Source organism: Sulfurimonas hongkongensis (assembly GCF_000445475.1).
Lineage (GTDB): Bacteria > Campylobacterota > Campylobacteria > Campylobacterales > Sulfurimonadaceae > Sulfurimonas > Sulfurimonas hongkongensis.
Genome location: NZ_AUPZ01000005.1, coordinates 156,395 through 180,892 on the forward strand (window position 1 = coordinate 156,395; position 24,498 = coordinate 180,892).

Genomic DNA, 24,498 nt, shown 5'->3' on the forward strand with positions numbered 1-24,498 from the left:
AGTAGGAGAAAATATGCGAGACTTTCATGGAGTTATAGAAGCCCTAAAGTTCTACTTAGCAAAAGATAAAAAAACAAAAATCTTAGATAAAGATGTGGCTACTGCACTAAAAATGACTCAAGCAAACTTTGCAACCACAAAACGAAGAAATTCAACCCCTTACAAAAATGTATTGGAATTTTGCAAGGATAAAGATCTTTGTTGTGGAGAGGTTTTTTTTGATTAAGCTATATTTTTGACTGTATGGTTATCTTTGTAGCTTCAAAAAGTTCTATGGCTTTTTGTACCATCGGCTCATCTTGTATAGATGAGCTATCTATCTCTTTTGTATCTTGTCCAGATGATGAGCAGGAAGTTACACAGCTAGCACTTCCTCCTATCTCAGCATCTTCTATCATAGAAGTGCTTTGCTCATACTCTTCTTTCTCTTCTAGGGTTTCATTTTTTTTTTGAGTTATCTCTTTAGTGCAAGGTTCGTGCTTTATCTTTGTCTCAAAACCAAAGGTCTCACGCACAAGTTGTTTTATGACTGAAAAACCATGAGTCAAGACTTTTTTGCACTCTGTATCTGCACAACTCTCCCATGTCAGAGTTTCATCAATATAAGAAACAAAGCTAATAGACTCTTCAAAGCAGGTTCCAAGATCTGCATTTCTATCTTTTATGCTCTGTTTTAATTCATCAAACATCTTAAGTGAAAGATTTGGGAGTTTTTCTTTAGTTTGAGTCTCTTGTTCTGGTTTGATGTCTTGTGATGGTGGCTCACTTATATCTTCTTTAACACTTGAGATTTGAGGTCTTTGTATCTCTTTTTGCAAAGACTCTATCATCTGGTCAACCTCTTTAATGCGGAGAGCTTCAACCATCTTAAAAAAGATTAAAGAGAGAACAAAAGAGCCATCAGCGTTGATGCTAAAGAGATATTTTGAGTCGCTTAAAATCCTAAAAAATCTCTCTATTACTAGAGTAGAGAACAAAGCATCTTGGTTGTACATTCTCTCTTTTAAATAGGCTATTAGCTCATCTACAACCATCTCAGCTTCATAATCTTCTAGTATCTTAGTAAATTCAACAAGCCTTGCATAGTCTTTTGCAAAAACTGCACTAAATAAATCCATGATAAACTTAGGATCCACTAGTCCCAACATATCTGTAACAGTATTTACATCAACATGGTTTTTAGAATAGATGATGGCTTGATCAAGCAGAGTTAAAGTGTCTCTTAGACTTCCATTTCCACTTCTTGCGAGTATTTCAAGAGCATCATTTTCATACTCTATCTCTTCAAGATTTAAGATGTGTGCTATGTGGTCTACTATTTTTTTAGTGGCAATGGACTTAAATCTAAAATGTTGAGTACGGCTAAGTATGGTAGCTGGAAGTTTTAGTGGGTCTGTTGTTGCTAGGATGAACTTCACATAACTAGGAGGTTCTTCAAGAGTCTTCAAAAGGGCGTTAAAAGCCTCTTTTGTGAGCATATGAACTTCATCTATAATAAATATTTTAAACCTTGCAGATGCCGGTTTATACTTAGTTTGCTCTATGAGATCTCTTATGTCATCAATCTTTCTAGAAGATGCAGCATCCATTTCAACTATATCCATATGGCGGTTTTCTAGAGCTAAAATGCAGTTTTGACAGACTCCACAAGGGTTGTGTGAGATGCCATTTTCACAAATGAGCGCTTTTGCAAAGATGCGAGCTGTTGAAGTCTTTCCGCTTCCCCTTAGTCCTGAGAAAAGGTAAGCATGAGAGAGTCTTTTTGAATCAAGTGCTAAAGAGAGAGTTTGAGAAATAGTCTCTTGGCCTATAAGCTCATCAAAGTTTGATGGTCGATACTTTCTTGCTAATACTTCCAAAGACTCTTTCACATACAACTCCAGATTTGATTTAGGAAGAGTTTAACATCTAAAGGGTTAAATTATGATTTAAAAAGAATCTTTATAGGAGATTTTAAAGCAAGCGATGATAGAATTTCATTATCACAATTGAGAGTATGAGATGAATGTAAAGAGTAGAAATATTGCAGTTGTAAACTTTATAGGTGTTATTGAAGAGCGTAATGCTAGGCTGATACAAAGTTTGATAGTCTCTAAGTTAGAGATGTATAAAGAGCAGAAGATAAAAGCCATTTTAGTCTCTTTTAAGAGTGCTGTATATAAGGAAAACTCTAAAGGTTTAGCCTCCTTAATAAAAATCTTAGATGCACTAGCTAGAAGTACTGGACTTAGTATTGCCATTATTGACTATGATATTGAACTTTTTAAAATACTAAAAAGAGTAGCAAAAGGTACAAAAGTAAAACTCTTTAAAAATGAAAATGTTGCGACTCTTTTTTTAGATCCAAAAGTATATAAAAAAACTATTTGTGTTTTAGTTTATGATGAAGATGAGCAAAACTCAAAAGACTTGGCATCTGAACTTTCAAAGTATGGTTACTCTGTTATTCGTGCAAAAGATTCAAAAGAGTTTCAAGAGAGGATGAATGAGAAAGCACACGATATTATTATCACTCAAAGTGCTTTAAATGAAAAAATCAACAAAGAGGTTGAGTCAAAAAACAAGCTACTTCTATCTAAGAAACTTATAGTTAATCTTCCTGTGTTTATGGACACTGCAGTTGAGACTCTTGTCTCTTTTACAGGACTTCAAGCACAAAAATCAGCTCACAGTATAAAAGGTTTTGATACAGGTATAGATGTAGATAATATCTGTGCAGTTATGCACTTTAAAGGTGATTTAGAGGGATTTTTCACACTTGTGTTTCCAAAAAGCTTAGCTATTATAGCATTAGAATCACTTTTAGGTGAGAAGATTAGCGATAATGATATGGATACGCTAAGAGATGGAGTAGGTGAGTTTTGTAACATCATAACAGGTTCTACAAAGACCGCTTTTGATAAAAAAGATATAAAAATCTTGTTTGATCTTCCAAAGACTTACAACTCTTTAAAAGCAACTCAAGGACATATTGGCGAAAATAATGGTGTTTGGATAGATATGCAACTAGCCGATAAGCCTTTTTATATGTTTATAACAAAATAATTGAATGTTCTGAAGAATTAGCGAACTAGATCCTGAATCAAGTTCAGGATGACGAGACAGGAATTCAGGATGACGAGACAGGAATTCAGGATGACGAGACAGGAGTTCAGGATGACGAGACAGGAGTTCAGGATGACACCTCTTCACCGTCATTCCGTGCTTGACACGGAATCTAGTTTGTATATTAATCAGAGGGTTCAATTTAACCTAAGACTAAAGAGATAACCACTTAGTTGCGATAGCCCTTAGTGCATCTGGGTTTTCTGATGCAAAGAACTTTAAAGTAGGTTTTTTATACTTATAAGTAAACTCAAACTCCTCTTGTAAATACTCCACAATAGCATCCCCAGAGTGAATAATCGTACAATCATTTGAGAAGTAATTTTTTATAGACTCTGAGACAAGTGGAAAGTGAGTGCATCCAAGAATGATGGCATGAGGTTCTTGCACATCTTTGAAGTAGTGTTTTAGCGTTGCATCTAGGATCTCACCGCTATATATCTCTTCTTCGACTATTGGCACAAAAAGGCCTGTAGCTTTTGCTTGAAGATTTTTATAACCTCTCTCATTTAATCCTAGTTCATAGGCTTTTGAGTTGATGGTAGCTTTTGTGGCGATGATTAGGATGTTAGAGTCTTTTTCACTAAGTGAGTTTATAGTAGCTAAGATGCCAGCTTCAACAACGCCTATAACTGGGCAAGATGCACTCTCTCTCATCTCATCAAGTGCGTAAGCACTCACAGTATTACAAGCTACGATAATGAGGTCAAGTTCAAAGTTTTTAAAAAACTCAACTGCTTCTATAGCGTAGCGAATGATGGTGTTTTTGTCCTTGATACCATAAGGCACGCGAGCGGTATCTCCAAAGTATATAATCTCTTCAAAAAGATTATGTTCTAGAAGTGATTTTACAACTGTTAAACCACCAATACCGCTATCAAATACACCTATTTTCATTATTGTCTGTCTCCTTAAAGAGGAACAAGTCCCTCTTCAATTCCTCTCACTAAAGCTACGCCTATCGGCGAGAGAGTATGTTGTCTGTCTCCTTAAAGAGGAACAAGTCCCTCTTTAATTCCTCTCACTAAAGGCTTGCCTTTCTTTAAAAAAGCTACGCCTATCGGCTAGAGTCTATTTATCAGTATTCATGCTCTCTAAGAACTCGGCGTTAGTCTCTTTTTTGCCCATCGTTGTGTAGATAAACTTTAGAGCTTCAACCTCATTGTCCTGTTTGTGTAGCATTTGACGTAGGATAAATACTTTTTGAAGAGTATCAGGGCCGATAAGAAGTTCATCTTTTCTAGTCCCAGATTTTAGTATATCAATAGCTGGGAAGATTCTTCTCTCAGCTATCTTTCTATCTAGGACTACCTCAGAGTTTCCAGTACCTTTGAACTCCTCAAAGATAACTTCATCCATTCTACTTCCAGTATCTACAAGTGCAGTAGCGATGATAGTTAAGCTTCCACCATTTTCAATGTTTCTAGCAGCTCCAAAAAATCTCTTTGGTTTATGTAGAGCATTTGCATCAACACCACCAGAGAGAACTTTACCGCTTGAAGGTGTTACAGTGTTATAAGCACGAGCAAGACGGGTGATGGAGTCGAGTAAGATGACAACATCTTTACCTAATTCAACTCTTCTTTTTGCTTTTTCTATAACCATCTCAGCAACTTTAACATGGTTTTTTGCCGGCATATCAAAAGTAGAGCTATAAACATCTCCCTTTACACTTCTCTCCATATCTGTAACCTCTTCAGGTCTCTCATCAACGAGTAAAACCATCAAGTCAATGTCTGGATGGTTTGCAGCTATACCGTGAGCTATCTCTTTTAAAAGCTCAGTTTTACCACTTCTTGGGGGTGCAACAATCAAGCCCCTTTGACCCTTGCCAATAGGAGCAAAAAGATCCATCATACGACCTGTTAAGCCTTTTTCTCTGTATTCTAATTTGATTTGGTCTAGTGCATAAAGAGGAGTAAGGTTTTCAAAAAGAGGTCTTTTTTTGCTCTCTTCTGGAGGCAAGCCATTTACTGCTTCTATCTTTATAAGTGCATAGTAGCGTTCTTGGTCTTTTGGAGGTCTTACTTGACCAGTTACCACATCCCCATTTCTTAAGGCGAAACGGCGGATTTGAGTATTTGATACATAAGCATCATTTATACTCTCATTAAAACTTTTATCTATAGAGCGGATAAATCCGTATCCATCTTGCATAATCTCTAAAATCCCACTAAATAGGATAAAACCACCCTGTGCAGTCTGAGCCTTTAAGATTTCAAATATAACATCTTGTCTTTTTAACTCATTTGGATGTTCTACGTTTAGTTCAGTGGCTATTGATACAAGCTCTTCTATGCTTTTTGTGCGTAACTCTTCTACGCTTGTACCTTTGACTGGTTTGTGAGTTCTTGATTTTGGGCTAGTTCTTGTGTTGTTCTTGCGGGGTGTTTGTGAATTGTTTTCACTCATAAAGTATTTACCTTAGTTTAGTTTTGGATATGTTTTGCAGGGGATTATTTTAAGTTTAATGGCGAGATTTTACAATAATAAACCCTCTAAAGTCAAGTAAGCAGGCTATTTTACTCTTTAATACCATCAAAAGTTTTAAATAAAAGCCTAGAGAGCGACTCTCTATCTTTGGCATCTACATGCCCAAACATCTCTTCTTCAAGCTCTATAACATCGCTAAGAGACTTCTCAACTATCTCTTTTCCACTCTTTGTTAGACGAACAAGTTTACTTCTCTTGTCTTCTTTGTTATCTAGTCTTTTTATAAAGCCTTTTGCCTCTAATTTTTTTAAAACTTTTGTCATCCCACCAGAGGAGAAAAAAAGTCTCTCATAGAGCTTTGTAGGGCTTAGTGTGTGCTTCTCATCTACACATGAGTGAAGCGAGGAGAGGACATCAAGTTCACTAGTTGAGATGGAGTATTTTTTTTCTAAAAGGATAGTGATGCGAGCTAAAATCTTCTCCGATATAAGGATGAGAGGTAGTGTTACATAGCCTATGTCGCTACCTTTAGAGATTTTTTTGTCTTTACTGCTTAAGTGTAAGATTAACTCATTTGAATTCATAAGACGAATTATACTCTTATAATGCTTTTAAGTAAATGTCTATCCAAATATTGCTTTATCTACTTTTGGGGCTAGTTTCTCTGCAACCGAATCTACACACTCATTATATCTTTTTATATCTTCAATTTCATCAAAATTTTTACTCATCATTGAGTATATAAAAAACTTTGGTTCATTTGCATATAAACTCTTTAACATGTGGATTATAGTTTTTGGCGAGATATGGTGGCTAAGATTGGAAGTGTTTTGCTCAGTCAAAGAGCAGGCTAGGGCGTAATGATTTTTTTCATTATAACAAGCATCTATAAAGATTATCTCATCAGCTTCTAAAAGCTCTAAAACAATCTCTGGGGTGAGTTGATGCATGGAGATCAACTTTGTGTTTTTTAAACATAACTTTTGGAGTTTTTTTATAGTATCGACTCCAAAAGCATCTTCGCCTCTTAACTCATTTCCATAACCGATGATTACTCTCATCAGCTTCTCTCAATCACCCTGATTATTTTTTTGTTATGATCTCTTATTTCTATTTTTGAAGAGACAATTCCTAAAGCATGAGTGGAGCAACTAAGACAAGGGTCAAAACATCTAATCACCGCCTCAACTCTGTTTAGTGCGCCATCAGTTATATTTTTTGTATCTACAAATTTTTGAGCTACTTGTTTTACTCCTGCATTCATAGCTAAGTTGTTGTTCCCAGTGGCAATAATAAGATTTACTGCCGTGATAATGCCATCTTTTGTTACATGATACTCATGAAAAAGAGTTCCTCTTGGAGCTTCTGAGCACCCTACACCTTTGTCATAACTGACCGTTGAAGTTGATCTTACATTAGCACTCATCGTCTCATCACTCTTTAAAAGCTCTTCTATCTTCTCAAGAGCATAAACCATCTCTATAAGTCTTGCATAGTGGTAGTAAAATGTGTTTAGTACAGGTTTACCAGCACCTAGAGCTTTAAACTTTTTAAGCTCCTTATCAGCCAAAGGAGTTCCACATGTTTTTGCGATGTTTAGCCTTGCTAATGCTCCTACTCTATACATTCCTTGCGGATATCCTAAAGGTTTGTAGTAGGGTGATTTTAGGTAGCTATCTTCTTCAACTGTTTCACCTATAAACTCTTTATAATCCCTTGGTTCAATCCTATCTTTTAAGATATTTCCTTCGCTATCCATAAAGCATAGCTTTCCATCATAGTGTTCAAGTGTGCCCTCTTTGTTTGTTAGCGCCATAAAAAGTGATGGAAATGCACCTAAGTAGTCTATCTCTTCTTGAAATTTATGCAGATTATCTCTAAAAAATTCTAAAGCACTCTGTGCTATTTTTAGCATTGCGGGAATCTGCTCTAAAATTGCCTCTTTTGTGGACTCATCTATCTTGTGTGCTGCGCCACCGGGGATTATTCCTGTAGGATGAATCCTTTTGCCTGCTAAATCTTCTATGATTTTTTGTCCAAATGCTCTTAGGTTTATACCATCTCTTGCCATCTCGGGATGTGTCTGCATCATCTTAAAGATATTTCTATCCTCTTTTGGAGCATCAAAGCCGTAGATAAAATCAGGACTTGAGAGATGGTAAAAGTTTAGCGTGTGAGATTGAAGCAACTGTGCAAGGTTTACAATTTTTCTTATATTTGTGCCTGCTTTTGGAGGAGTGACACCTAGTATTTCATCTATGGCTTTTGTAGCTGAGATTACATGGCTTACTGGACAGATTCCGCATGTTCTTGCTGTTAGAGCTGGCATCTCTGTGTACATTCTGCCCTCGCAAAATTTCTCAAAACCACGATACTGCGTTACATGTATCTTTGCATCTTTAACTTTATCGCTCTTATCTATATCTATAGTTATCTTTGCATGTCCCTCAATTCGTGTTACTGGGTCTATGACTATTGTTCTGTTTTGCATAATTATTTTCCAAATCTTGTTAGTTCATGTATTTTTATCTCTGTGCCCTCAATGAGTGATTTTAGCATCTCATAAATTGCATCTGCTGGAGTAGGGCAACCCGGCAAAAAGTAGTCCACTTTTACAGCCTCATGTAGAGGTATAACACTCTCAAGCAGTGTTGGCACTACTTTAGATGGATACTTTTGGTTCAAATCAGCAAGCTCAAAATAGCCTCTTTGCAAAACTGCCTCACTACCGTAGAGATTTTTCATAGCAGATACATTTCCCGTAATCGCACAATCCCCCAGGGCTAATATCAGCTTAGAGTTTTCTCTTATTTTTTTTATAATCCTTAGGTCATGGTCGGTACTTAATGCTCCTTCGACTATAGTTAAGTCAACACTCTCTGGAAACTCTTTCATATCAACATAGGGGCTATAGACAACATCTACATACTCGGCTATCTCAATGAGTCTCTCATCCATATCTAAAAATGACATATGACAGCCAGAACAGCCATCAAGCCAGATAGTTCCTAGGCGTATTTTTTTCATCTTTGACCCCTGTTTTTAACAAGTTCTGTAATAATCTCTCGTTTTTTTACAACCTCTTCTTCGCTTATATCTTTTTCATAAAGTGCTCCCGTTGGGCAGACATAGACACATTTTCCACAGCTTGTACAGCTTGTTGAATCTGCCCAAGGCTCATCCATATCGTGGATTATTCTTGTGTTTAGTCCTCTGCCAAAGAGATCAAGTGCATGAGCTCCCTCTATCTCATCACAAACTCTTATACATCTCGTACATAAGATACATCTGTTTGGGTCATTTACAAAGTTTTTATGTGAAGCATCTACCTCAAATCTCTGATTTAGATAAGGGGTGAAACTGTGTCCAAGTTCAAGTTCTACGGATTTGCTTTGAAGCTGGCAATCTCCATTAACCACGCAAGTGCTGCATGTATGAGAACGCTCTGAGAACATCATAGAGAGTATCATCTCTCTTGCGGCTTTTATCCTAGGTGAAGAGGTAGTTACTTCCATCCCCTCTTTTATCTTTGCAGTACATGAGGGTATGGGTTCATGTCTTCCTTCTATCTCAACTATGCACATTCTGCATGAGCCAACATTGCTAAGACCCCGTAGATGACACATAGTTGGAATCTCAATATCGTTGTCATGAGCAACTTCAAGTATAGTTTGGTTTGATTGCCCCGTGACGCAGACACCATCTATCTTGAAATTTTTGACTCTTACTTTTTCTTTAATCATCTTTTATTCCTGCTAGATATTCATCTTCAAAGTATCTTATGGTACTTAAAACTGGATTTGGAGCAGTTTGTCCAAGTCCGCAAAGACTTGTACTCTTTACTACCAAACACATCTCTTTTAAAAGGACAAAATCATGCATTGTCGCCTCTTTTGCTATAAACTTGTCAAGTAGTTGTGTAAGCTGTGTTGTCCCTACACGACAAGGTGTGCACTTACCACATGATTCGCTTGCACAAAAGTCCATAAAAAATCGTGCAATTTCTACCATATTAGAGCTATCATCCATCACTATAAGTCCACCGCTTCCCATCATAGAGTCCACTTCTTTAAGTGACTCATAATCAACTCTTAAATCTAAGAGTTCTTCGGGGATACATCCTCCACTAGGACCGCCTGATTGGATAGCTTTAAATTTTCTACCATTTTCAACTCCGCCACCAATATCATAAACAAGTTCTCTTAATGTCGTCCCCATAGGAACTTCAACAAGTCCAGTATTTTTTATAAGCCCAGAGAGTGCAAAGACCTTTGTTCCGCTTGAGTTTTTTGTGCCTATGGTCTTAAACCACGCGCCACCATTTTTAATGATAGGAGCTATATTTGCAAAGGTTTCAACATTGTTTAAAAGAGTAGGACTTCCCCACAAACCGTGATCACTTAGATGTGGTGGTTTTTGTCTAGGATGTCCACGCCCACCCTCTATGGAGGCTATAAGAGCAGTTCCTTCTCCGCATACATAGGCACCTGCACCAAGTCTTATCTCTATGTTAAAACCAAATCCGCTTTGAGCGATATTTGCCCCTAAAATACCAAGTCTAGTAGCCTGTTTTATAGCCCTAGTTAATCTTTTTACAGCTATGGGATATTCTGCTCTAATATATATATAACCTTTGTTTGCACCACACGCAAAGCCAGCTATTGCCATTCCCTCTAAGACTTTGTGAGGGTCACTCTCCATAACAGCTCTATCCATAAAAGCACCCGGGTCTCCCTCATCGCCGTTGCAGATGATGTACTTTTGCTCGCTTTGAACTTTTGAGACGCTCTCCCATTTTAAACCAGTTGGATAACCTCCACCACCACGACCGCGAAGTCCGCTTATCTTTATCTCCTCTATAACATCTTTTGGGCTCATCTCATCTAAGACTTTAAAGAGCGACATATAGCCACCATGTGTTATATAATCTTCTATATCTTCAGGGTCTATTATCCCCTCGTTCTCAAGAACGATTCTTGTTTGTTTTGTGTAAAAATCACAACTCATATCGATAGTTGGCTCTTTTGGGTTGTTTTCATTATGACTCTTTTTCATTTGGGCTAATTCTTGAAGCTCTTCTATAGAGGTAATCATTTTATACTCTCCTCAATATCGCAAAGAGGATTTTCAAGCGAAACATTTGCTTTTATCTGCTCATCAAAAACTATGACAGGGGCAACCGAACATGTGCCAACACATCTAGCTGTTAAAAGGGATAAAGCCTCATCTGAAGTTGTACCTCCTGCCTTTATGCCGTATCTCTGCTCGATTTTTTGAAGGATTTTCTCAGAGCCTTTTATATGACATGCAGTTCCTGTGCAGACAACAATGTTGTGTCTGCCTTTTGGTTTTAGCTTAAAGTTATTGTAAAATGTGGCGACTCCGTAAACTTTGGAGTAGGGCAGTTGTAGTCGTTTTGCAATGAATTTAAGGGTATCAATTCCCAAGTAGCCAAAAATTCCCTGAGCACTATTGAGAACTTCTAAAAGAGAACTCTTCTCATATCCGAGTTTTTTTATAGCTTTTTCAAGCGCTTTGTATCTATCGTCAGTAGCTGTTGACATTCTAGACTCCGATTTAAAAGAGATTTTCTATATTGTAAGTCATAATTGATTAAAATAGTATAATCTTTTAAATAAAAGCAGAGATAATTTACCTTCTATCTCTAATAGGCAGATAATTAGTATAGTACTGAAAATGGTATAATTGTTGGATTAGTTATGAAGCATCTTGATAAAAGTATTGACAATTTCCATATCTAAATGTTTATACATATGCGTCTTCATCAAGTAGATGGCATCATAAGAGTTTAGGGCACTCTTATAGGAACGTCGCGTTGTTAGTGCGTCAAATATATCGCATATTCCTATAATACGTGCAAAAAGTGTTATCTCTTTACCTTTGAGTCCATCAGGATAACCCATACCGTTAAGTTTTTCATGATGGTGACGTATACCATCTAATATATTTTTATCTGTGATGCCTATCTTGAGTGCGGTTTCATAACCAAGAGTGGGATGCCTTTTCATTTTGTCAAACTCAAAATGACTAAGTAGACCTGTTTTGTTTACTATTTTGCGGTCTATACTACTTTTGCCAAGGTCATGAAGCAGTGCAGAGCATCCTAGTGCGTTAAGTGTTGTTTGGCTAAGTCCAAGTTCTGAACCAAGACACAGAGAATATATACTGACATTAAGTGAGTGTGTGTGAGTGTAGTAATCATACTCGATTATTTTCATAAATGATTTTATGGCCTTATCATCATAGATAATACTTTGTAAAATCGGCTTAACTATATTCTTTGAACGCTGTACATTCTCTAGGGCGTTTGGGTCTTCATAGAGTGAGTTTGTAAGTTCTGAGGTGGAGGTGTAGATTATATCTCTTTTGTCTTCTATGGAGAGCAGTTCACTCTCAATCGTATCTTGGAGCTTTTTTTCTATAAAATGTTCATACTCACCCTTTTGTTCTTTGTTAACATAGAGTCTCTCAACTTCCATCAGACTATTTTTATGTTTTTTATCAATTACGGTATTGCTTTGCAAATATAGCGACATATGTGTTACATAGTCATTAATGTAGAGATGGAATTTTAGGCTGTCTCCGACATTAATAAGGCGTTTATCAAACATCATATAAGAGGAGAGTGTGTTGCTCTTAGCATTAGTATAGTTTGATTTTATATCAGTCTGGAGTATTTTTTTATATTTCATATATTTTGCCAATTTATATTAATTGAACTATCTGATTAATTTATAAACTAGATTCCGTATCAAGCATAAAATGACGGAACACGCGTTACAACTACCTTTAAGTAAATTTCTCAAATAATGGTGTTTTTATGTAGCTTTTAAATTATATCGATTATGTTATGAAGATTATATTAAAAGCTATAATGGTGAAACTATAAAACAAAGATAATTTAAGAGAGTATGTGATATCTTTCGAGCAAGATAAATATAAGGAAAAGTAACATATGAAATACTTACTATTATGCGTAGTTTTGTTTTTAAATATACAAGCAGCAGATGAGAAACCTCAAGCCTCTTTAGTTGTGACAAAGAGTGTAAAAGAGGGCTATGCATCAGCACTACAAAGCTATGTAGGCTCTCTATATTATGACATTAACTCAAACTTAGCATCACAAAGTGCAGGGGCTGTAAGTAGAGTTTTTGTAAAAGAGTCTCAAAAAGTAAGAAAGGGCGAAGTTTTAGTAAAACTTGATAGCTCAATCCTTGAAGCAAATATAAAAGCAAAAAGAGCGATGTTAGACTCTTTTTTGGCTGAATTTAAAAAACAGCAAAAAGATCTACAAAGAGCAGATGCACTACTAGAGAAAAACTCTATAGCTCAAAGCTCACATGACAATACCTTTTATAAACTAGAATCTTTAAAAGCTGAGATAGAGGCGCAAAAAGCCGAGCTTTTGTCTATGAATATACAACTTGATAAGATGAGCATAAAAGCACCATTTGATGGTGTGGTTGTAAAGAGAAACGTAGATGTTGGCGAGTGGGTGACTGAGGGAAGTAGTGTTTTAAATATAGTAGATCCAAAGAGTATAGAGGCTGTGGTAAATGTCCCAAGCCAGTTTTTAAGTATCTTAAAAGAGGGGCAAAAGCTTCAAGCAAAGATAGATGCAAGAGATATAGAAGTTAGCATAAAAAGCATAGTCCCACTAGCAGATAAAGCGAGTCGAACCCTTCCACTAAAACTCTCTTTTGCATCCCAAAATAGCCTAATAGAAGGTATGCGAATAGATGTAGAAGTTCCAACTCTAAAAAAACAAAAAGTCCTGTTAGTTCCTCGTGATGCAGTTATTAAAAGGTTTGGTAGTTATGTAGTCTTTAGTGTAGTAGATGCAAAAGCAATTATGATAAATGTAAAAGTAGTAAACTATAATGAAAATGAAGCTGCAATTCTTAGTGATAAACTCAGCGTCGGTCAGAGAGTTGTTACAAAAGGAAATGAGAGAATCTTCCCAAATATGAGCGTAGTTGAGAAAGGCAATTAATGAACTTTATTGATATATCTATCAAAAAACCTGTAACCATTTTTGTTGGTGTTGTCTTAATCATCATGTTTGGTTTAGTAGCCCTCTCACAGCTTCCGTATAAACTTACGCCAAATGTTGTAGAGCCAGAAATTGGCGTTATTACAGTGTGGACAGGCGCTACTCCTAGTGAGATTGAACGAGATATTGTTCAAAAGCAAGAAGAGCAACTAAAATCAACTCCCGGTTTAGTTCACTATGAGGCTATGGCATCAGATAATATGTCTGAGATCACTCTAACTTTTGATGTTTCAACCGACATGAATAAGGCCCTGCTAGAAGTCTCAAACAAGTTAAATCAAGTTGAAAACTATCCTGAGAATGTAGAAAAACCAATCATTCAATCAGCAGGTTCAACTGCTTCTCCTACTATCTGGATGGGATTTATCGCAGATGAAGATAATGATAGAGATATTGACACATACTTAACTTATTTAGATAACGAGATAAAAGAGCAATTTGAGCGTATAAAAGGAGTCGCTGGTATTTTTGTTCCTGGTGGAACACTAGATGAGCTTCACATAAGACTCTCGCCTGCAAAACTAGCAGCTCACGCTTTAACTATAGATGAAGTTGCAGATAGGATTGTAGATGAAAATATCGATACAGCAGCTGGAACGGTAGATATTGATAGACGAACTTATCGTGTTAGAACCTCTGCTAGATTTAAGAATTTAGAAGAGTTAGAGCAGATGGTACTCTTTAATGATGGAGTAAAAAGTATTCGCTTAGGTGAGGTGGCTACAATCAAAAAAGGTTATGCAAAAGTAGTTGCAAATATCCTACAAGCAAGGGGAGATAAACTAAACAAAGCACTTATCTATGGTGTTAGAATGGAACCATCAGCTAATGTTGTAGAGACTACAAATAAAGTTGAAGAGGTCTTTAACCATCTAAACGCAAATGTCTTGCCAGAGCATAAGATTCATCTTGATTGGTTTTTTGACCAAAGAGGCTATATACAAGGGGCAATTGAATTAGTTCAGCAAAATATTGCAGTTGGTGGAGTCTTAGCTATCATTATCTTGCTACTTTTCTTGCGTTCATTTTTGCCTACTGCGGTGGTCTCAGCCGCCATCCCTATCAGCGTAATTGCAACTTTTATAGTCCTAAATGCAATGGATAGAAGCTTAAACACAATCTCACTAGCAGGAATCTCGTTTGCTGTTGGGATGCTCCTTGATAGTGCCATTGTAGTTTTAGAAAACATAGACAGACATTTAAAGATGGGTAAAAAACCTTTTGATGCTGCTCATGATGGGACTATAGAAGTATGGGGAGCTTTAGTTGCATCTGCGCTTACTACTATTGCTGTTTTTCTGCCTGTTATATTTTTACAATCAGAAGCAGGGCAACTCTTCAAAGATATAGCCATTGCGGTAACTGCTGCTATTTCATTTTCTCTTTTTGTTTCTATCTCTGTTATACCGATGTTATGGACACAGTTTTTAAAAATAAGTAAGATAGATCATGAAAAAGAGCATGAGCTAAGAACTAAACCAAGAGACTCTTTTTTAGTAGCTATGGCTAAAAAAATTGGTGCTTTTTTTATGCATGGAGTAAATTGGAGTTTAAAAAAAAGAGCAAATCAGTTTATAATTATCACAGCTTTGGCAGCTCTTTCAGGCTTTATGATTTATATTTTTTTTCCAAAGATGGAGTACTTGCCACAAGGTAACCAAAATCTGGTGATGAACATACTTATACCACCTCCAGGACTCTCAGAAGATGAGAAAAAAGATATAGGAAAAAAACTCCACGAACATATGAAACCTCACTATCAAAAGGAAGTAGGAGGTATTCCGCCTATTAAGCATACGTTTTATGTCTCATATCAAGACCTCATTATCCAAGGAATGATATCCACCAAGGAGAGCAGAGCGGCAGAGTATGTTCCTTTTATGATGCCAGCGGTAAACAGCTTTCCCGGGATATTTGGTATCTCACTTCAAAGAGGTGTTTTTGAGCAAGGAATAGGTGAGGGTAGAAATATCGACATCGATATAAGCGGTCAAGATATGCAAAAGTTAACTCAAATAGGAGGAATGCTCTTTGGTGCAATTACTAAAGAGATGAAGGGTGCTCAAACTCGTCCAGTTCCCTCCATAGAGGTTCTTTTTCCAGAAGCACTTCTTATCCCAGATAGAAATGCACTAGCAAGTGTTGGGATGAGTAGTAGAAGTTTTGGTTTTGCAGCAGATGTCTTGCTTGATGGTAGAAAGATTAGTGAATATACAGCAGATGGAGAAAAATCAATAGATTTGATACTAAAGTCAGATGATACACTTATAAACTCTCCAGAAGCACTATACTTAACTCAAATAGCAACGCCAAATGCAGGACTAGTTCCTATCTCTGAACTCTCTCGTTTAAAACATACTACAAGTATCACTAAGATTCGGCATGTTGAGGGGAAAAGAACCATCACACTTCAAGTGACACCGCCAACGACCATGACACTAGAAGAGAGTATAGAAATATTGGGTGCTATTATCGAAAAAACAGTACCAGTAACTATGTTAGAGGACTCAACTAAAGTAAGATTAGCAGGAAAAGCGGATAAACTAGCCCAGACTATAGAGTCTATGAAGTACAATTTGCTTTTTGCTTTAGTTATTATATATCTTTTAATGAGTGCACTCTTTGCCAACTTCTTATACCCCTTGGTTATCATGTTTACAGTTCCGATGGCTACAGCTGGAGGATTTATTGGACTCAAACTTACAAATATGTTTGTAGCCCCACAACCACTTGATGTTCTTACAATGCTTGGGTTTATTATCCTCATCGGCATCGTTGTAAACAACGCTATTTTGATAGTCCATCAGTCACTAAACAACATTCGAAATAGTGCTATGCCTTACAAAGAAGCTATAGTAGAAGCGACTAACTCCAGACTTAGACCGATATTTATGAGTTCACTAACCTCTGTTTTTGGAATGCTGCCACTTGTGTTAGTTCCAGGACCTGGAAGTGAATTTTATAGAGGTTTAGGTTCAGTCATCACTGGTGGTTTGGCCTTTTCTATGGTTTTTACCATCTTTGTAACACCAGCACTTCTATATATGTTCTTAAGTTTTAAAAAAGATGATAACACAAAGGAGATTTCATGAGATTAGCACTACTATTTGCACTTTTTTATAGTACGCTATCTGCCTTAACACTAGAGAGATCTTTGGAATTAGCCCTACAAAACTCCCCAAAAGCTATGATATCTAAGAGCAATGTAAGATATAGTGAGCTCAAAAAAGACGAAGCAAGTTCAGCTTATCACCCAACTCTAGATGCTGGTTTTGAGTACAAAGAACTAAAAAATACAACAGCCTTCTCTTTTAGCCCAACTCATAACTATAACCTAAGCTTAAAGTACAATCTCTTTAGAGGTTTTAGTGACTATTCAACTATAGACTCAAAAGATGCAGAAATCATGTCCGCTAGACTTGAAAGAAAGGCAATAATCGCAGACTTGAAGCTAGATGTTATAGTAGCCTATACAAACTACTTAAAAGCACAAAAACTTATAGTTTCGCAAGAAGCAGAGTTTGCATCACTTACAAAGCAGTATGAAGATACAAAAAACAGATATGAGCAGGGCATCATCGCAAAAAACGACTTGCTTATGATAGATGTTGAGAGGCTAAAGTCCAAACAAGCTCTTATAAAAGCAAAGAGTGACTTTGTAGTGGCTAAAAGTGCTTTAGAGAACATCATCGCTACAAAAATTCCAAAAGATGAGACTATTTCTGATTTTGATGCAAGTGTTGATGAGGTTGCTAGTTTACAAGAGCTAGAAGTTGAGATGATGAAGAGTCGTAGTGAATTAAAAGCTATGGTATTTAAAAGTAAATCTCTTGTTGCTCAAAGAGATGCTGTAGAGGGCAGATACTTACCAACTGTAGATCTGTTAGCGAGATATGACCTTAATGATAAAGAGAGAAAATCGGGAACTAATATTGTCCAATCAAAAGACCAAACAACTTATATGGTAAATGTCTCATGGAATCTCTACTCTGGTGGAAAAGATTTTGCAGCACAAAAAGCTCTTTTAGAAAAGGACAATGAGCAAAATTATGAGTTAAATCAACTAAAGTTGGATTTATCAAGCCAGTTAACGAAGGCCTATCAAGATCTCATTGTAGCAAAGAGTGCAAAAGTTGTGGCAAAAAAAGCAAAAGAGAGTGCAGAAGAAAACTATCGTATCACCTCAGATAGATATAGTTATGGAGATGTAGACACACTTACACTTTTAGTCTCACAAACTAGTCTAACTCAAGCTACAAATGGACATAATAATGCCTACTATAATCTATATGTAGCTTATAAAACTCTTCTTAGAGTAGTAGGAGAGTAAGTTTATGGCATGGTTTTGGTTAGTCTTAGCGGGGCTCTTTGAGATACTTTTTGCAACATTTTTAAAGCTCTCTGATGGCTTTACAAAGTTTGGTTTTACACTAGCATTTATAGTTGCAGCTGCTTTTTCTTTTTACTTTTTGACAAAAGCTATGCAAGTTATTCCAGTTGGCACTGCTTATGCAGTTTGGACTGGCATCGGGGCTGCTGGAGTAGCAATCTTTGGCATTATATTTTTTGCAGAAACACTAAGTTTTGCAAGAGTCTTTTTTATCTCAACTCTCATACTCTCCATCATCGGACTAAAAGCAGTCTCAAGCTAAGTCTTGTAAGCAAAAACCAAACGATTCGTATTAACGAACATTCTACTAAATCTTTGCTATAATCATCAAAATAATAATGAAAAAAGAGAAGTAATGCAAAAAATTGAACCTATGACACTATTTGGATATGAAAAACTTCAAGCAGAGGTTAGAGACTTAAAAGAAGTAAAGCGTCCTGCTATTGTAAAGGCCATCGAAGAGGCATTAGAACATGGAGATCTAAGTGAAAATGCTGAATATCACGCTGCAAAAGAGGCTCAAAAAAATATAGATAACCGACTAGGGGAGCTCTCAAGTCTGCTAACAAACTCTCGCATTGTAGATCCTACCGAGCTTGATCATTCAAGAGTTAGTTTTGGCTCAACTGTGGTTATGACGGATATGGATAGCGATGAAGAGGTAACTTATACTATAGTTGGAGGTTGTGAGAGTAACCCTGACATGGGACTTATCTCTTTTGGCTCACCTCTTGCTAAACAACTCTTAGGAAAAAAAGAGGGCGATGAGGTAAAAGTAAGATTACCAAATGGTACAAAAGAGTATGAGCTTGAAGAGGTTAGATATCAGGAGATAGTCTTTGAATGTAACTAGAGTTGGAGTTATCGGTGCTAGTGGGTATACAGGGCTAGAGCTTATAAAAATTTTACTAAATCATCCATATTTTAAACTCTCATATCTTGCAAACTCTGAGGGAAATATCTCCCTTGATGAGTTGCATCCATCTCTTAAAAATGTTTGTGATATGCAAGTTCAAAAAGTTGATGTTGATGATGTTGCATCTTCGTGTGAACTTGTCTTTTTAGCACTTCCACACAAGACTGCTATGGAGTTTGTTAAGCCTCTTATAGCAAAAGGTTTAAAGGTAGTTGACCTCTCAGCTGACTATAGACTCTCTTTAGAAGCTTATGAGGAATTTTATACGACTCATACAGATAAAAAAAACCTAGAACATGTGGTTTATGGACTTCCTGAGATGTTTAGAGACAAAATTAAGAGTGCATCATTAGTTGCAAATCCTGGATGTTTCCCTACTTGTGCACTTCTTGGACTTCTGCCTTTTATGTCAAAAAGAGTGCCAAATACGCCTATAATTATAGATGCAAAGACAGGAGTTAGTGGAGCTGGAAAAAAACTAAGTGATGTTACTCACTTTGTAAATGTAAATGATAACTTGTTTGCTTACAACCCTCTTACGCACAGACACGCTCCAGAGATAGCTCAAAAACTAGGAGTTAGTTTTGATGAAGTGAACTTTGTTCCGCATCTCATTCCCTTAACTCGCGGTATGATATCTTCTATCTATATTCAGGTGCAAAAAGATATTGATGCCTTTAGTATCTTAAAAGAGTTTTACAAAGATGAGCCTTTTGTTCGTATTAGCAAAAATCCTGTTGATATGAAAAATGTTGCAGGAACTAACTTCTGTGATATTTATGTAAAACAAAATAGAACTTCTTTAGAAAAAGGCAACATTGTTTTTATATCTAGTGCGATTGATAACCTCCTAAGAGGTGCTTCATCTCAAGCTGTTGTAAATGCAAACCTTATGATGGGACTTGATGAATCTTGTGGAATCCCAAATATTGCTTATGTGCCATAACTTAAAAGAGGGTGCTTTTGTTGTCTCAGATGCACACTATTCACATATACGAAAGGATTTTTTAGACTTTTTAAAAGCTATAAAAGAAAAGCAATTGCTTCCCACTCAGCTTATACTTTTAGGCGACATATTTGACACTCTTTTTGGACAAGTCTCTTTCACTTTAGAGATAAATAGAGAAGCTATAGATATCTTAAATGAGATCTCAAAAGAGATAGAAGTTATCTATCTTGAGGGAAATCATGACTTCAATCTTAAAAAAATATTTCCTTACATTAAAGTTTTTAACATCAAAAGCCAACCTGTTGAGATGAGTTTTAATAAGCAAAAAATTCTACTTAGTCATGGAGATATAGAGAGCCCTCTTGGCTATAACATATATACAGCTATTATCAGAAATCGTTTTGTTCTTAGCATTTTAAATCTGTTTAATAATCTATTTAATCACATCATAGTCAAAAAACTAGATGAGTATTTGAGTAAAAAAGATGACTGTATAGAGTTAGTAGGCTTTGAAGAATATATAAAGAGGAGACTTTTGGATAAGTATAGTTGCGATTTCTTTATTGAGGGACATTTTCATCAAAATAAAAGTTTTAAATTAAAAGATTTTAGATATATAAACCTAGCAGCTTTTGCTTGCAATCAAAGATACTTTATAGTAAAATCTTCCAAAGATGTTGGACTTTTACTGCAAGAGGATACTTTTACAAAAGCCCAACAATATCAGGAGACATAAAATATGCATATGGATAATTCGCTAAAAGTCGGTTCCAATGAGATGGAACTTGTTGACTTTCGTATTCTAAAAGAAGAAGATGGCGAAGTATATGAGGGGATTTATGGCATCAATGTTTCAAAAGTTCGTGAAATAATTAAGATGCCAACATTAACAGAACTTCCAGGAACACCTAATTATATAGAGGGTATTTTTGATCTAAGAAGTATAGTTATTCCTGTTGTAAACTTGGCTAAATGGATGGGGATAACTGAGCCCGAAAGTGCTCATAAAAATTTAAGAGTCATTATAACAGAGTTTAACAATGTTCTCATTGGTTTTGTAGTTCATGAAGCAAAAAGAATCAGAAGAATAAACTGGGCAGACATAGAGCCAGCTTCATTTGCAAGTGGTGGAGGCTCACTAGATGGTAGTAAAATCACTGGTGTGACTAAGATAGAGGATGATAATGTGCTTCTTATCTTGGACCTAGAGAGCGTAGTTCAAGACTTAGGACTCTATCAGCCAAATATCGAACATGTATCAGAAGAGATGGAAAACTTTAGTGGTTTAGCTCTTATACTAGATGATAGTGCAACGGCTAGAAAAATAGTAAAAGAGGCACTTGTGAAAATGGGCTTTAGTGTTGTAGAAGCTGGCGATGGAGAAGAAGGGCTAGAGAAGTTAGATGATCTTTACAATATGTATGAAGAAGAGCTCTCAAAGAAACTAAAGATAATTATATCAGATGTTGAGATGCCAAAGATGGATGGATTTCACTTTGCAGCAAATGTTAAAGAAGATGGTAGGTTTGACAAAATTCCTATAGTTTTTAACTCTTCTATTAGTGATCACTTTAGTGAAGATAGAGGAAAAGAAGCTGGAGCTGAGGCTTATCTTGTTAAGTTTGAAGCGACAGCATTTTATGATGAAATAGCACGAATAGTTCGTGCTCATATGAAATAGGAGTGTAAATATGGATGAATTTCAAGAAATATTGCAAGATTTTTTAGTTGAAGCTTTTGAGCTTGTTGAAAAGCTAGATGAGGATTTAGTTGAATTAGAATCGACACCAGAGGACTTAGAACTTCTAAATGGAATTTTTCGCGTAGCACATACTATTAAAGGTGCTTCATCATTTTTAAACTTTGATATTTTGACACATTTGACCCATCACATGGAAGATGTTTTAAACAAGGCTAGACATGGCGAGTTAACCATCACTCCGGAGGTAATGGATGTTGTTTTGGAGTCTATTGACCTTATGAAATCGCTCTTAAATACTATCCGCGATACAAGTTCTGATGGAGGCATCGATGTATCTGAGTGTGTCGCTAGGCTAGATAAGATCAGTGGTGGAGATGGAGATGTTCCTATGCCAGAAGTGTCAGAGCCAATTGAGGAAGTTGCGGTGGAAGAGCCACAAGAGAGTGAAGATGAGCTAGACTATGAAAATATGTCTGATGAAGATGTAGAAGCTGAGATACAAAGACTACTAGAACAAAGACAAGCAGAAGATAAGGCTAAAAGAGAAGCTAAAGTCGCAGCAGGTGAGGATGTCTTAGCACCTCCTCCAGATCCAGAAGATGAAGCCCCATCAGAGCCTGCAAAAGCATCAAAACCAGAGAAAAAATCTGAGCCAAAAGAAGAGCCTGCTAAAGCTCCCGTTCCAAGAGCTAAAACAAATGCTAAATCGGTGAATGATAATGAAGACTTAGGTGCAAAAGCAGCAGCTCCAGCTAAAAGATCTAACACTACAGTAGATCAGACTATCCGTGTTGATGTTAAGAGACTTGATCATCTTATGAACCTTATTGGAGAGTTAGTTCTTGCTAAAAACAGACTTATAAAGATAAATGATGATGTTGAAGAGAGATATGAGGGCGAAGAGTTCTTAGAAGAGCTAAATCAGGTTGTCTCAATAGTTTCACTTGTTACAACAGACTTACAAATCGCAGTCATGAAGACAAGAATGCTCCCAATAGGAAAAGTTTTTAATAAGTTCCCTAGAATGATTCGAGATTTAAGTAGAGAGTTAAACAAAAAGATAGAACTAACAATAAAAGGTGAAGATACAGAACTTGACAAGTCTATAGTCGAAGAGATAGGTGATCCATTAGTTCATATCATTAGAAACTCTTGTGACCATGGTATAGAGACTCCAGAGGTAAGACTTGCAAATGGTAAGAGTGAAACAGGTACTATATCTTTAAAAGCTTACAATGAAGGTAACCAAATCGTTATCCAAATAGATGATGATGGAAAAGGTCTTGATGCAGACTCACTAAAAAACAAAGCACTTGAAAAAGGACTTATCAGCGAAAAAGAGGCTGATAATATGGGCGAAAAAGAAGCTTTTATGCTCATCATGAAACCAGGTTTTTCTACTGCTGCTGCTGTAACAAATGTCTCTGGTCGTGGTGTTGGTATGGATGTTGTAAAAACAAACATAGAAAAAGTAAATGGTATCATTGATGTAGATAGTGAAACTGGAGTTGGAAGTAGCGTTAAGCTAAAGATTCCTCTAACTCTAGCTATCATTCAAGCTCTTTTAGTCGGTGTTCAAGAAGAGGCTTATGCTATTCCGCTCTCATCAGTTTTAGAGACAGTTAGAATCTCAAAAGATGAGATATATACAGTTGAGAGTCGCTCAGTTATGAGACTGCGTGATGATGTTTTATCTCTAGTTCATATTGGAGATATCTTTGAAGTTGAGAGAATTTTAGACTCAAGTGAACACGCTTATGTTGTTGTACTTGGTTTAGGCGCTCAAAAGCTTGGTCTCATAGTTGACTCACTAGTTGGTCAAGAAGAGATAGTTATCAAGTCTCTTGGTGAGTACCTAAAAGGAATAGAGGGAATTGCCGGTGCCACAATTAGAGGAGATGGGGGTGTGACACTTATTGTTGATGTTGTTGCACTCATGGATATAGCGAAAAATGTAAAAGCTACTTCTATGATATCTGATCAAAAGTCAGGAGCGGAACAGTCTCTTGAGAAAACTAAAGCAAGCGACTATACTATCATGATAGTAGATGATTCTAAAACCGATAGAATGATTATGAGAAAGTCACTTGAAGCAACAGGAATGACTCTTGTTGAAGCGTCAGATGGACAAGAAGCGCTAAATATCTTAAAACAAGGTGATCATCACTTTGATGCAATGCTTATAGATATTGAGATGCCAAGAATGGATGGTTATACACTAGCTACAGAGATTAAAAAATACAATAGATATAAGCAGATGCCTCTAATAGCAGTTACTTCAAGAACTGGTAAATCTGATAGGATGAGAGGTGTTGAGTCTGGAATGGTTGAGTATATCACTAAACCATACTCATCAGACTACCTATCTAGTGTAGTTCAAAGAAATGTTAACTTTAAATCGGAGTTCTTATCATGAGTGACAAACTAAAACAAGTACTAAGCAAACAAAGTAGACAACAAGAAAACGAATCTATTGACCAGTCAGATGATATAGTTCAACTAGTTGGCTTCATTATAGGTGAGGAAGAGTATGCCGTGCCTATTCTTTCTATTCAGGAGATTATAAAACCTTTTACTTGGACTAGAGTTCCTCAAGTACCTAAGTATGTTATGGGAGTGTTTAACTTGCGTGGCGCGGTCATTCCTCTTATAGATCTTCGTTTGAAATTTGGCTTAAGTGAAAAAAAACATAGTGATGAGACTCGTTTTATTGTTATGAAAGATAGAGATGATGTAGCTGGGTTTGTAATAGACAGACTAACGATGGCTATTAGAATCAAAAAAGAAAATATTGGACCTGCACCTGATACAATAAATGGAGATAACACTATGATAGATGGCGTTGGCAAGCAAGAAGACAGAATCATAACCATACTAAAAGTAAACAAACTACTAGAGAGAGATTTTTAATCAATTATGAACTCTTAGA

Annotated in this window: 23 protein-coding genes; 12 read left to right on the forward strand and 11 right to left on the reverse strand. The window is 36.4% G+C overall.

Translation table 11 applies throughout. The features are described 5' to 3' along the window. The first annotated feature begins 13 nt into the window (after window positions 1-13). On the forward strand, window positions 14-226 hold the full coding sequence (locus M947_RS16710) for a hypothetical protein (protein WP_021287219.1): 213 nt from the start codon (window positions 14-16) through the stop codon (window positions 224-226). A 1-nt stretch (window position 227) separates the two neighbouring features. Here the strand turns inward: M947_RS16710 and M947_RS16715 are convergent, their stop codons facing one another. Then, on the reverse strand, window positions 228-1,871 hold the full coding sequence (locus M947_RS16715) for a DNA polymerase III subunit gamma/tau (protein WP_021287220.1): 1,644 nt from the start codon (window positions 1,869-1,871) through the stop codon (window positions 228-230). Between the two features lie 130 nt (window positions 1,872-2,001). On the opposite strand from M947_RS16715, the gene M947_RS16720 reads away from it, so the two are divergent. Continuing rightward, a complete protein-coding gene (locus M947_RS16720) occupies window positions 2,002-3,045 on the forward strand; it encodes a chemotaxis protein CheX (protein ID WP_021287221.1) in 1,044 nt (347 codons plus the stop codon). A gap of 213 nt (window positions 3,046-3,258) precedes the next feature. Here the strand turns inward: M947_RS16720 and murI are convergent, their stop codons facing one another. From murI to M947_RS16770, 10 genes are all read right to left on the reverse strand, one after another. After that, on the reverse strand, window positions 3,259-4,002 hold the full coding sequence (murI, locus tag M947_RS16725) for a glutamate racemase (protein ID WP_021287222.1): 744 nt from the start codon (window positions 4,000-4,002) through the stop codon (window positions 3,259-3,261). 174 nt (window positions 4,003-4,176) lie between these two features. Next, window positions 4,177-5,517 carry a transcription termination factor Rho gene (rho, locus tag M947_RS16730; protein ID WP_021287223.1) on the reverse strand — a complete coding sequence of 447 codons (1,341 nt, stop codon included), beginning with the start codon at window positions 5,515-5,517 and terminating at the stop codon, window positions 4,177-4,179. Window positions 5,518-5,627: 110 nt separating this feature from the next. Then, window positions 5,628-6,122, reverse strand: a complete 495-nt coding sequence (locus tag M947_RS16735; protein WP_021287224.1) for a MarR family winged helix-turn-helix transcriptional regulator — start codon at window positions 6,120-6,122, stop codon at window positions 5,628-5,630. Window positions 6,123-6,161: 39 nt separating this feature from the next. Next, on the reverse strand, window positions 6,162-6,599 hold the full coding sequence (locus M947_RS16740) for a hydrogenase maturation protease (protein ID WP_021287225.1): 438 nt from the start codon (window positions 6,597-6,599) through the stop codon (window positions 6,162-6,164). Then, on the reverse strand, window positions 6,599-8,029 hold the full coding sequence (locus tag M947_RS16745) for a Ni/Fe hydrogenase subunit alpha (protein ID WP_021287226.1): 1,431 nt from the start codon (window positions 8,027-8,029) through the stop codon (window positions 6,599-6,601). Before M947_RS16745 ends, M947_RS16740 begins: the two co-directional genes overlap by 1 nt. A 2-nt stretch (window positions 8,030-8,031) precedes the next feature. After that, window positions 8,032-8,565 (reverse strand): NADH-quinone oxidoreductase subunit B family protein, encoded by a 534-nt coding sequence (locus tag M947_RS16750; protein WP_021287227.1) that lies wholly within the window; start codon window positions 8,563-8,565, stop codon window positions 8,032-8,034. Next, window positions 8,562-9,281 (reverse strand): 2Fe-2S iron-sulfur cluster-binding protein, encoded by a 720-nt coding sequence (locus M947_RS16755; protein ID WP_021287228.1) that lies wholly within the window; start codon window positions 9,279-9,281, stop codon window positions 8,562-8,564. Before M947_RS16755 ends, M947_RS16750 begins: the two co-directional genes overlap by 4 nt. Then, window positions 9,274-10,632, reverse strand: a complete 1,359-nt coding sequence (locus tag M947_RS16760) for a complex I 51 kDa subunit family protein (RefSeq protein ID WP_021287229.1) — start codon at window positions 10,630-10,632, stop codon at window positions 9,274-9,276. The genes M947_RS16755 and M947_RS16760 overlap by 8 nt, the downstream gene beginning before the upstream one ends. After that, window positions 10,629-11,102 (reverse strand): NAD(P)H-dependent oxidoreductase subunit E, encoded by a 474-nt coding sequence (locus M947_RS16765; protein WP_021287230.1) that lies wholly within the window; start codon window positions 11,100-11,102, stop codon window positions 10,629-10,631. Before M947_RS16765 ends, M947_RS16760 begins: the two co-directional genes overlap by 4 nt. A gap of 150 nt (window positions 11,103-11,252) precedes the next feature. Beyond that, entirely contained in the window at window positions 11,253-12,251 is a 999-nt protein-coding gene (locus M947_RS16770) for an HD-GYP domain-containing protein (RefSeq protein WP_021287231.1), read from the reverse strand. A gap of 263 nt (window positions 12,252-12,514) precedes the next feature. Between M947_RS16770 and M947_RS16775 the strand changes: the two genes are divergently transcribed. The 10 genes from M947_RS16775 (at window position 12,515) to M947_RS16820 (ending at window position 24,479) form a co-directional block, all read left to right on the forward strand. Continuing rightward, a complete protein-coding gene (locus tag M947_RS16775) occupies window positions 12,515-13,552 on the forward strand; it encodes an efflux RND transporter periplasmic adaptor subunit (RefSeq protein ID WP_021287232.1) in 1,038 nt (345 codons plus the stop codon). Then, a complete protein-coding gene (locus M947_RS16780; protein WP_021287233.1) occupies window positions 13,552-16,704 on the forward strand; it encodes an efflux RND transporter permease subunit in 3,153 nt (1,050 codons plus the stop codon). The genes M947_RS16775 and M947_RS16780 overlap by 1 nt, the downstream gene beginning before the upstream one ends. Next, window positions 16,701-17,942, forward strand: a complete 1,242-nt coding sequence (locus M947_RS16785) for a TolC family protein (RefSeq protein ID WP_021287234.1) — start codon at window positions 16,701-16,703, stop codon at window positions 17,940-17,942. Before M947_RS16780 ends, M947_RS16785 begins: the two co-directional genes overlap by 4 nt. Window positions 17,943-17,946: 4 nt before the next feature. Next, the gene (locus M947_RS16790) at window positions 17,947-18,264 is read left to right on the forward strand and encodes a DMT family transporter (RefSeq protein ID WP_021287235.1); all 318 of its coding nucleotides are present in this window, start codon (window positions 17,947-17,949) and stop codon (window positions 18,262-18,264) included. A 93-nt stretch (window positions 18,265-18,357) separates the two neighbouring features. Beyond that, entirely contained in the window at window positions 18,358-18,855 is a 498-nt protein-coding gene (greA, locus tag M947_RS16795; protein ID WP_021287236.1) for a transcription elongation factor GreA, read from the forward strand. Then, complete coding sequence (argC, locus tag M947_RS16800; RefSeq protein WP_021287237.1) at window positions 18,842-19,864, forward strand: N-acetyl-gamma-glutamyl-phosphate reductase; 1,023 nt, start codon at window positions 18,842-18,844, stop codon at window positions 19,862-19,864. The genes greA and argC overlap by 14 nt, the downstream gene beginning before the upstream one ends. After that, entirely contained in the window at window positions 19,854-20,603 is a 750-nt protein-coding gene (locus M947_RS16805) for a UDP-2,3-diacylglucosamine diphosphatase (RefSeq protein ID WP_021287238.1), read from the forward strand. Before argC ends, M947_RS16805 begins: the two co-directional genes overlap by 11 nt. Before the next feature lie 3 nt (window positions 20,604-20,606). After that, window positions 20,607-21,548, forward strand: a complete 942-nt coding sequence (locus M947_RS16810) for a chemotaxis protein (protein ID WP_021287239.1) — start codon at window positions 20,607-20,609, stop codon at window positions 21,546-21,548. A 10-nt stretch (window positions 21,549-21,558) separates the two neighbouring features. Beyond that, window positions 21,559-23,985, forward strand: a complete 2,427-nt coding sequence (locus M947_RS16815) for a hybrid sensor histidine kinase/response regulator (protein WP_021287240.1) — start codon at window positions 21,559-21,561, stop codon at window positions 23,983-23,985. Then, complete coding sequence (locus M947_RS16820; protein WP_021287241.1) at window positions 23,982-24,479, forward strand: chemotaxis protein CheW; 498 nt, start codon at window positions 23,982-23,984, stop codon at window positions 24,477-24,479. The genes M947_RS16815 and M947_RS16820 overlap by 4 nt, the downstream gene beginning before the upstream one ends. The last annotated feature ends 19 nt before the right edge of the window (window positions 24,480-24,498 follow it).

What these genes read in the sequence shown, in the direction of transcription:
- M947_RS16710 (WP_021287219.1), top strand. Translation starts at nt 14, where the DNA reads ATGCGAGACTTTCATGGAGTTATAGAAGCCCTAAAGTTCTACTTAGCA.
- M947_RS16720 (WP_021287221.1), top strand. Translation starts at nt 2,002, where the DNA reads ATGAATGTAAAGAGTAGAAATATTGCAGTTGTAAACTTTATAGGTGTT.
- murI (WP_021287222.1), bottom strand. Translation starts at nt 4,002, where the DNA reads ATGAAAATAGGTGTATTTGATAGCGGTATTGGTGGTTTAACAGTTGTA.
- rho (WP_021287223.1), bottom strand. Translation starts at nt 5,517, where the DNA reads ATGAGTGAAAACAATTCACAAACACCCCGCAAGAACAACACAAGAACT.
- M947_RS16735 (WP_021287224.1), bottom strand. Translation starts at nt 6,122, where the DNA reads ATGAATTCAAATGAGTTAATCTTACACTTAAGCAGTAAAGACAAAAAA.
- M947_RS16740 (WP_021287225.1), bottom strand. Translation starts at nt 6,599, where the DNA reads ATGAGAGTAATCATCGGTTATGGAAATGAGTTAAGAGGCGAAGATGCT.
- M947_RS16745 (WP_021287226.1), bottom strand. Translation starts at nt 8,029, where the DNA reads ATGCAAAACAGAACAATAGTCATAGACCCAGTAACACGAATTGAGGGA.
- M947_RS16750 (WP_021287227.1), bottom strand. Translation starts at nt 8,565, where the DNA reads ATGAAAAAAATACGCCTAGGAACTATCTGGCTTGATGGCTGTTCTGGC.
- M947_RS16755 (WP_021287228.1), bottom strand. Translation starts at nt 9,281, where the DNA reads ATGATTAAAGAAAAAGTAAGAGTCAAAAATTTCAAGATAGATGGTGTC.
- M947_RS16760 (WP_021287229.1), bottom strand. Translation starts at nt 10,632, where the DNA reads ATGATTACCTCTATAGAAGAGCTTCAAGAATTAGCCCAAATGAAAAAG.
- M947_RS16765 (WP_021287230.1), bottom strand. Translation starts at nt 11,102, where the DNA reads ATGTCAACAGCTACTGACGATAGATACAAAGCGCTTGAAAAAGCTATA.
- M947_RS16770 (WP_021287231.1), bottom strand. Translation starts at nt 12,251, where the DNA reads ATGAAATATAAAAAAATACTCCAGACTGATATAAAATCAAACTATACT.
- M947_RS16775 (WP_021287232.1), top strand. Translation starts at nt 12,515, where the DNA reads ATGAAATACTTACTATTATGCGTAGTTTTGTTTTTAAATATACAAGCA.
- M947_RS16780 (WP_021287233.1), top strand. Translation starts at nt 13,552, where the DNA reads ATGAACTTTATTGATATATCTATCAAAAAACCTGTAACCATTTTTGTT.
- M947_RS16785 (WP_021287234.1), top strand. Translation starts at nt 16,701, where the DNA reads ATGAGATTAGCACTACTATTTGCACTTTTTTATAGTACGCTATCTGCC.
- M947_RS16790 (WP_021287235.1), top strand. Translation starts at nt 17,947, where the DNA reads ATGGCATGGTTTTGGTTAGTCTTAGCGGGGCTCTTTGAGATACTTTTT.
- greA (WP_021287236.1), top strand. Translation starts at nt 18,358, where the DNA reads ATGCAAAAAATTGAACCTATGACACTATTTGGATATGAAAAACTTCAA.
- M947_RS16805 (WP_021287238.1), top strand. Translation starts at nt 19,854, where the DNA reads ATGTGCCATAACTTAAAAGAGGGTGCTTTTGTTGTCTCAGATGCACAC.
- M947_RS16810 (WP_021287239.1), top strand. Translation starts at nt 20,607, where the DNA reads ATGCATATGGATAATTCGCTAAAAGTCGGTTCCAATGAGATGGAACTT.
- M947_RS16815 (WP_021287240.1), top strand. Translation starts at nt 21,559, where the DNA reads ATGGATGAATTTCAAGAAATATTGCAAGATTTTTTAGTTGAAGCTTTT.
- M947_RS16820 (WP_021287241.1), top strand. Translation starts at nt 23,982, where the DNA reads ATGAGTGACAAACTAAAACAAGTACTAAGCAAACAAAGTAGACAACAA.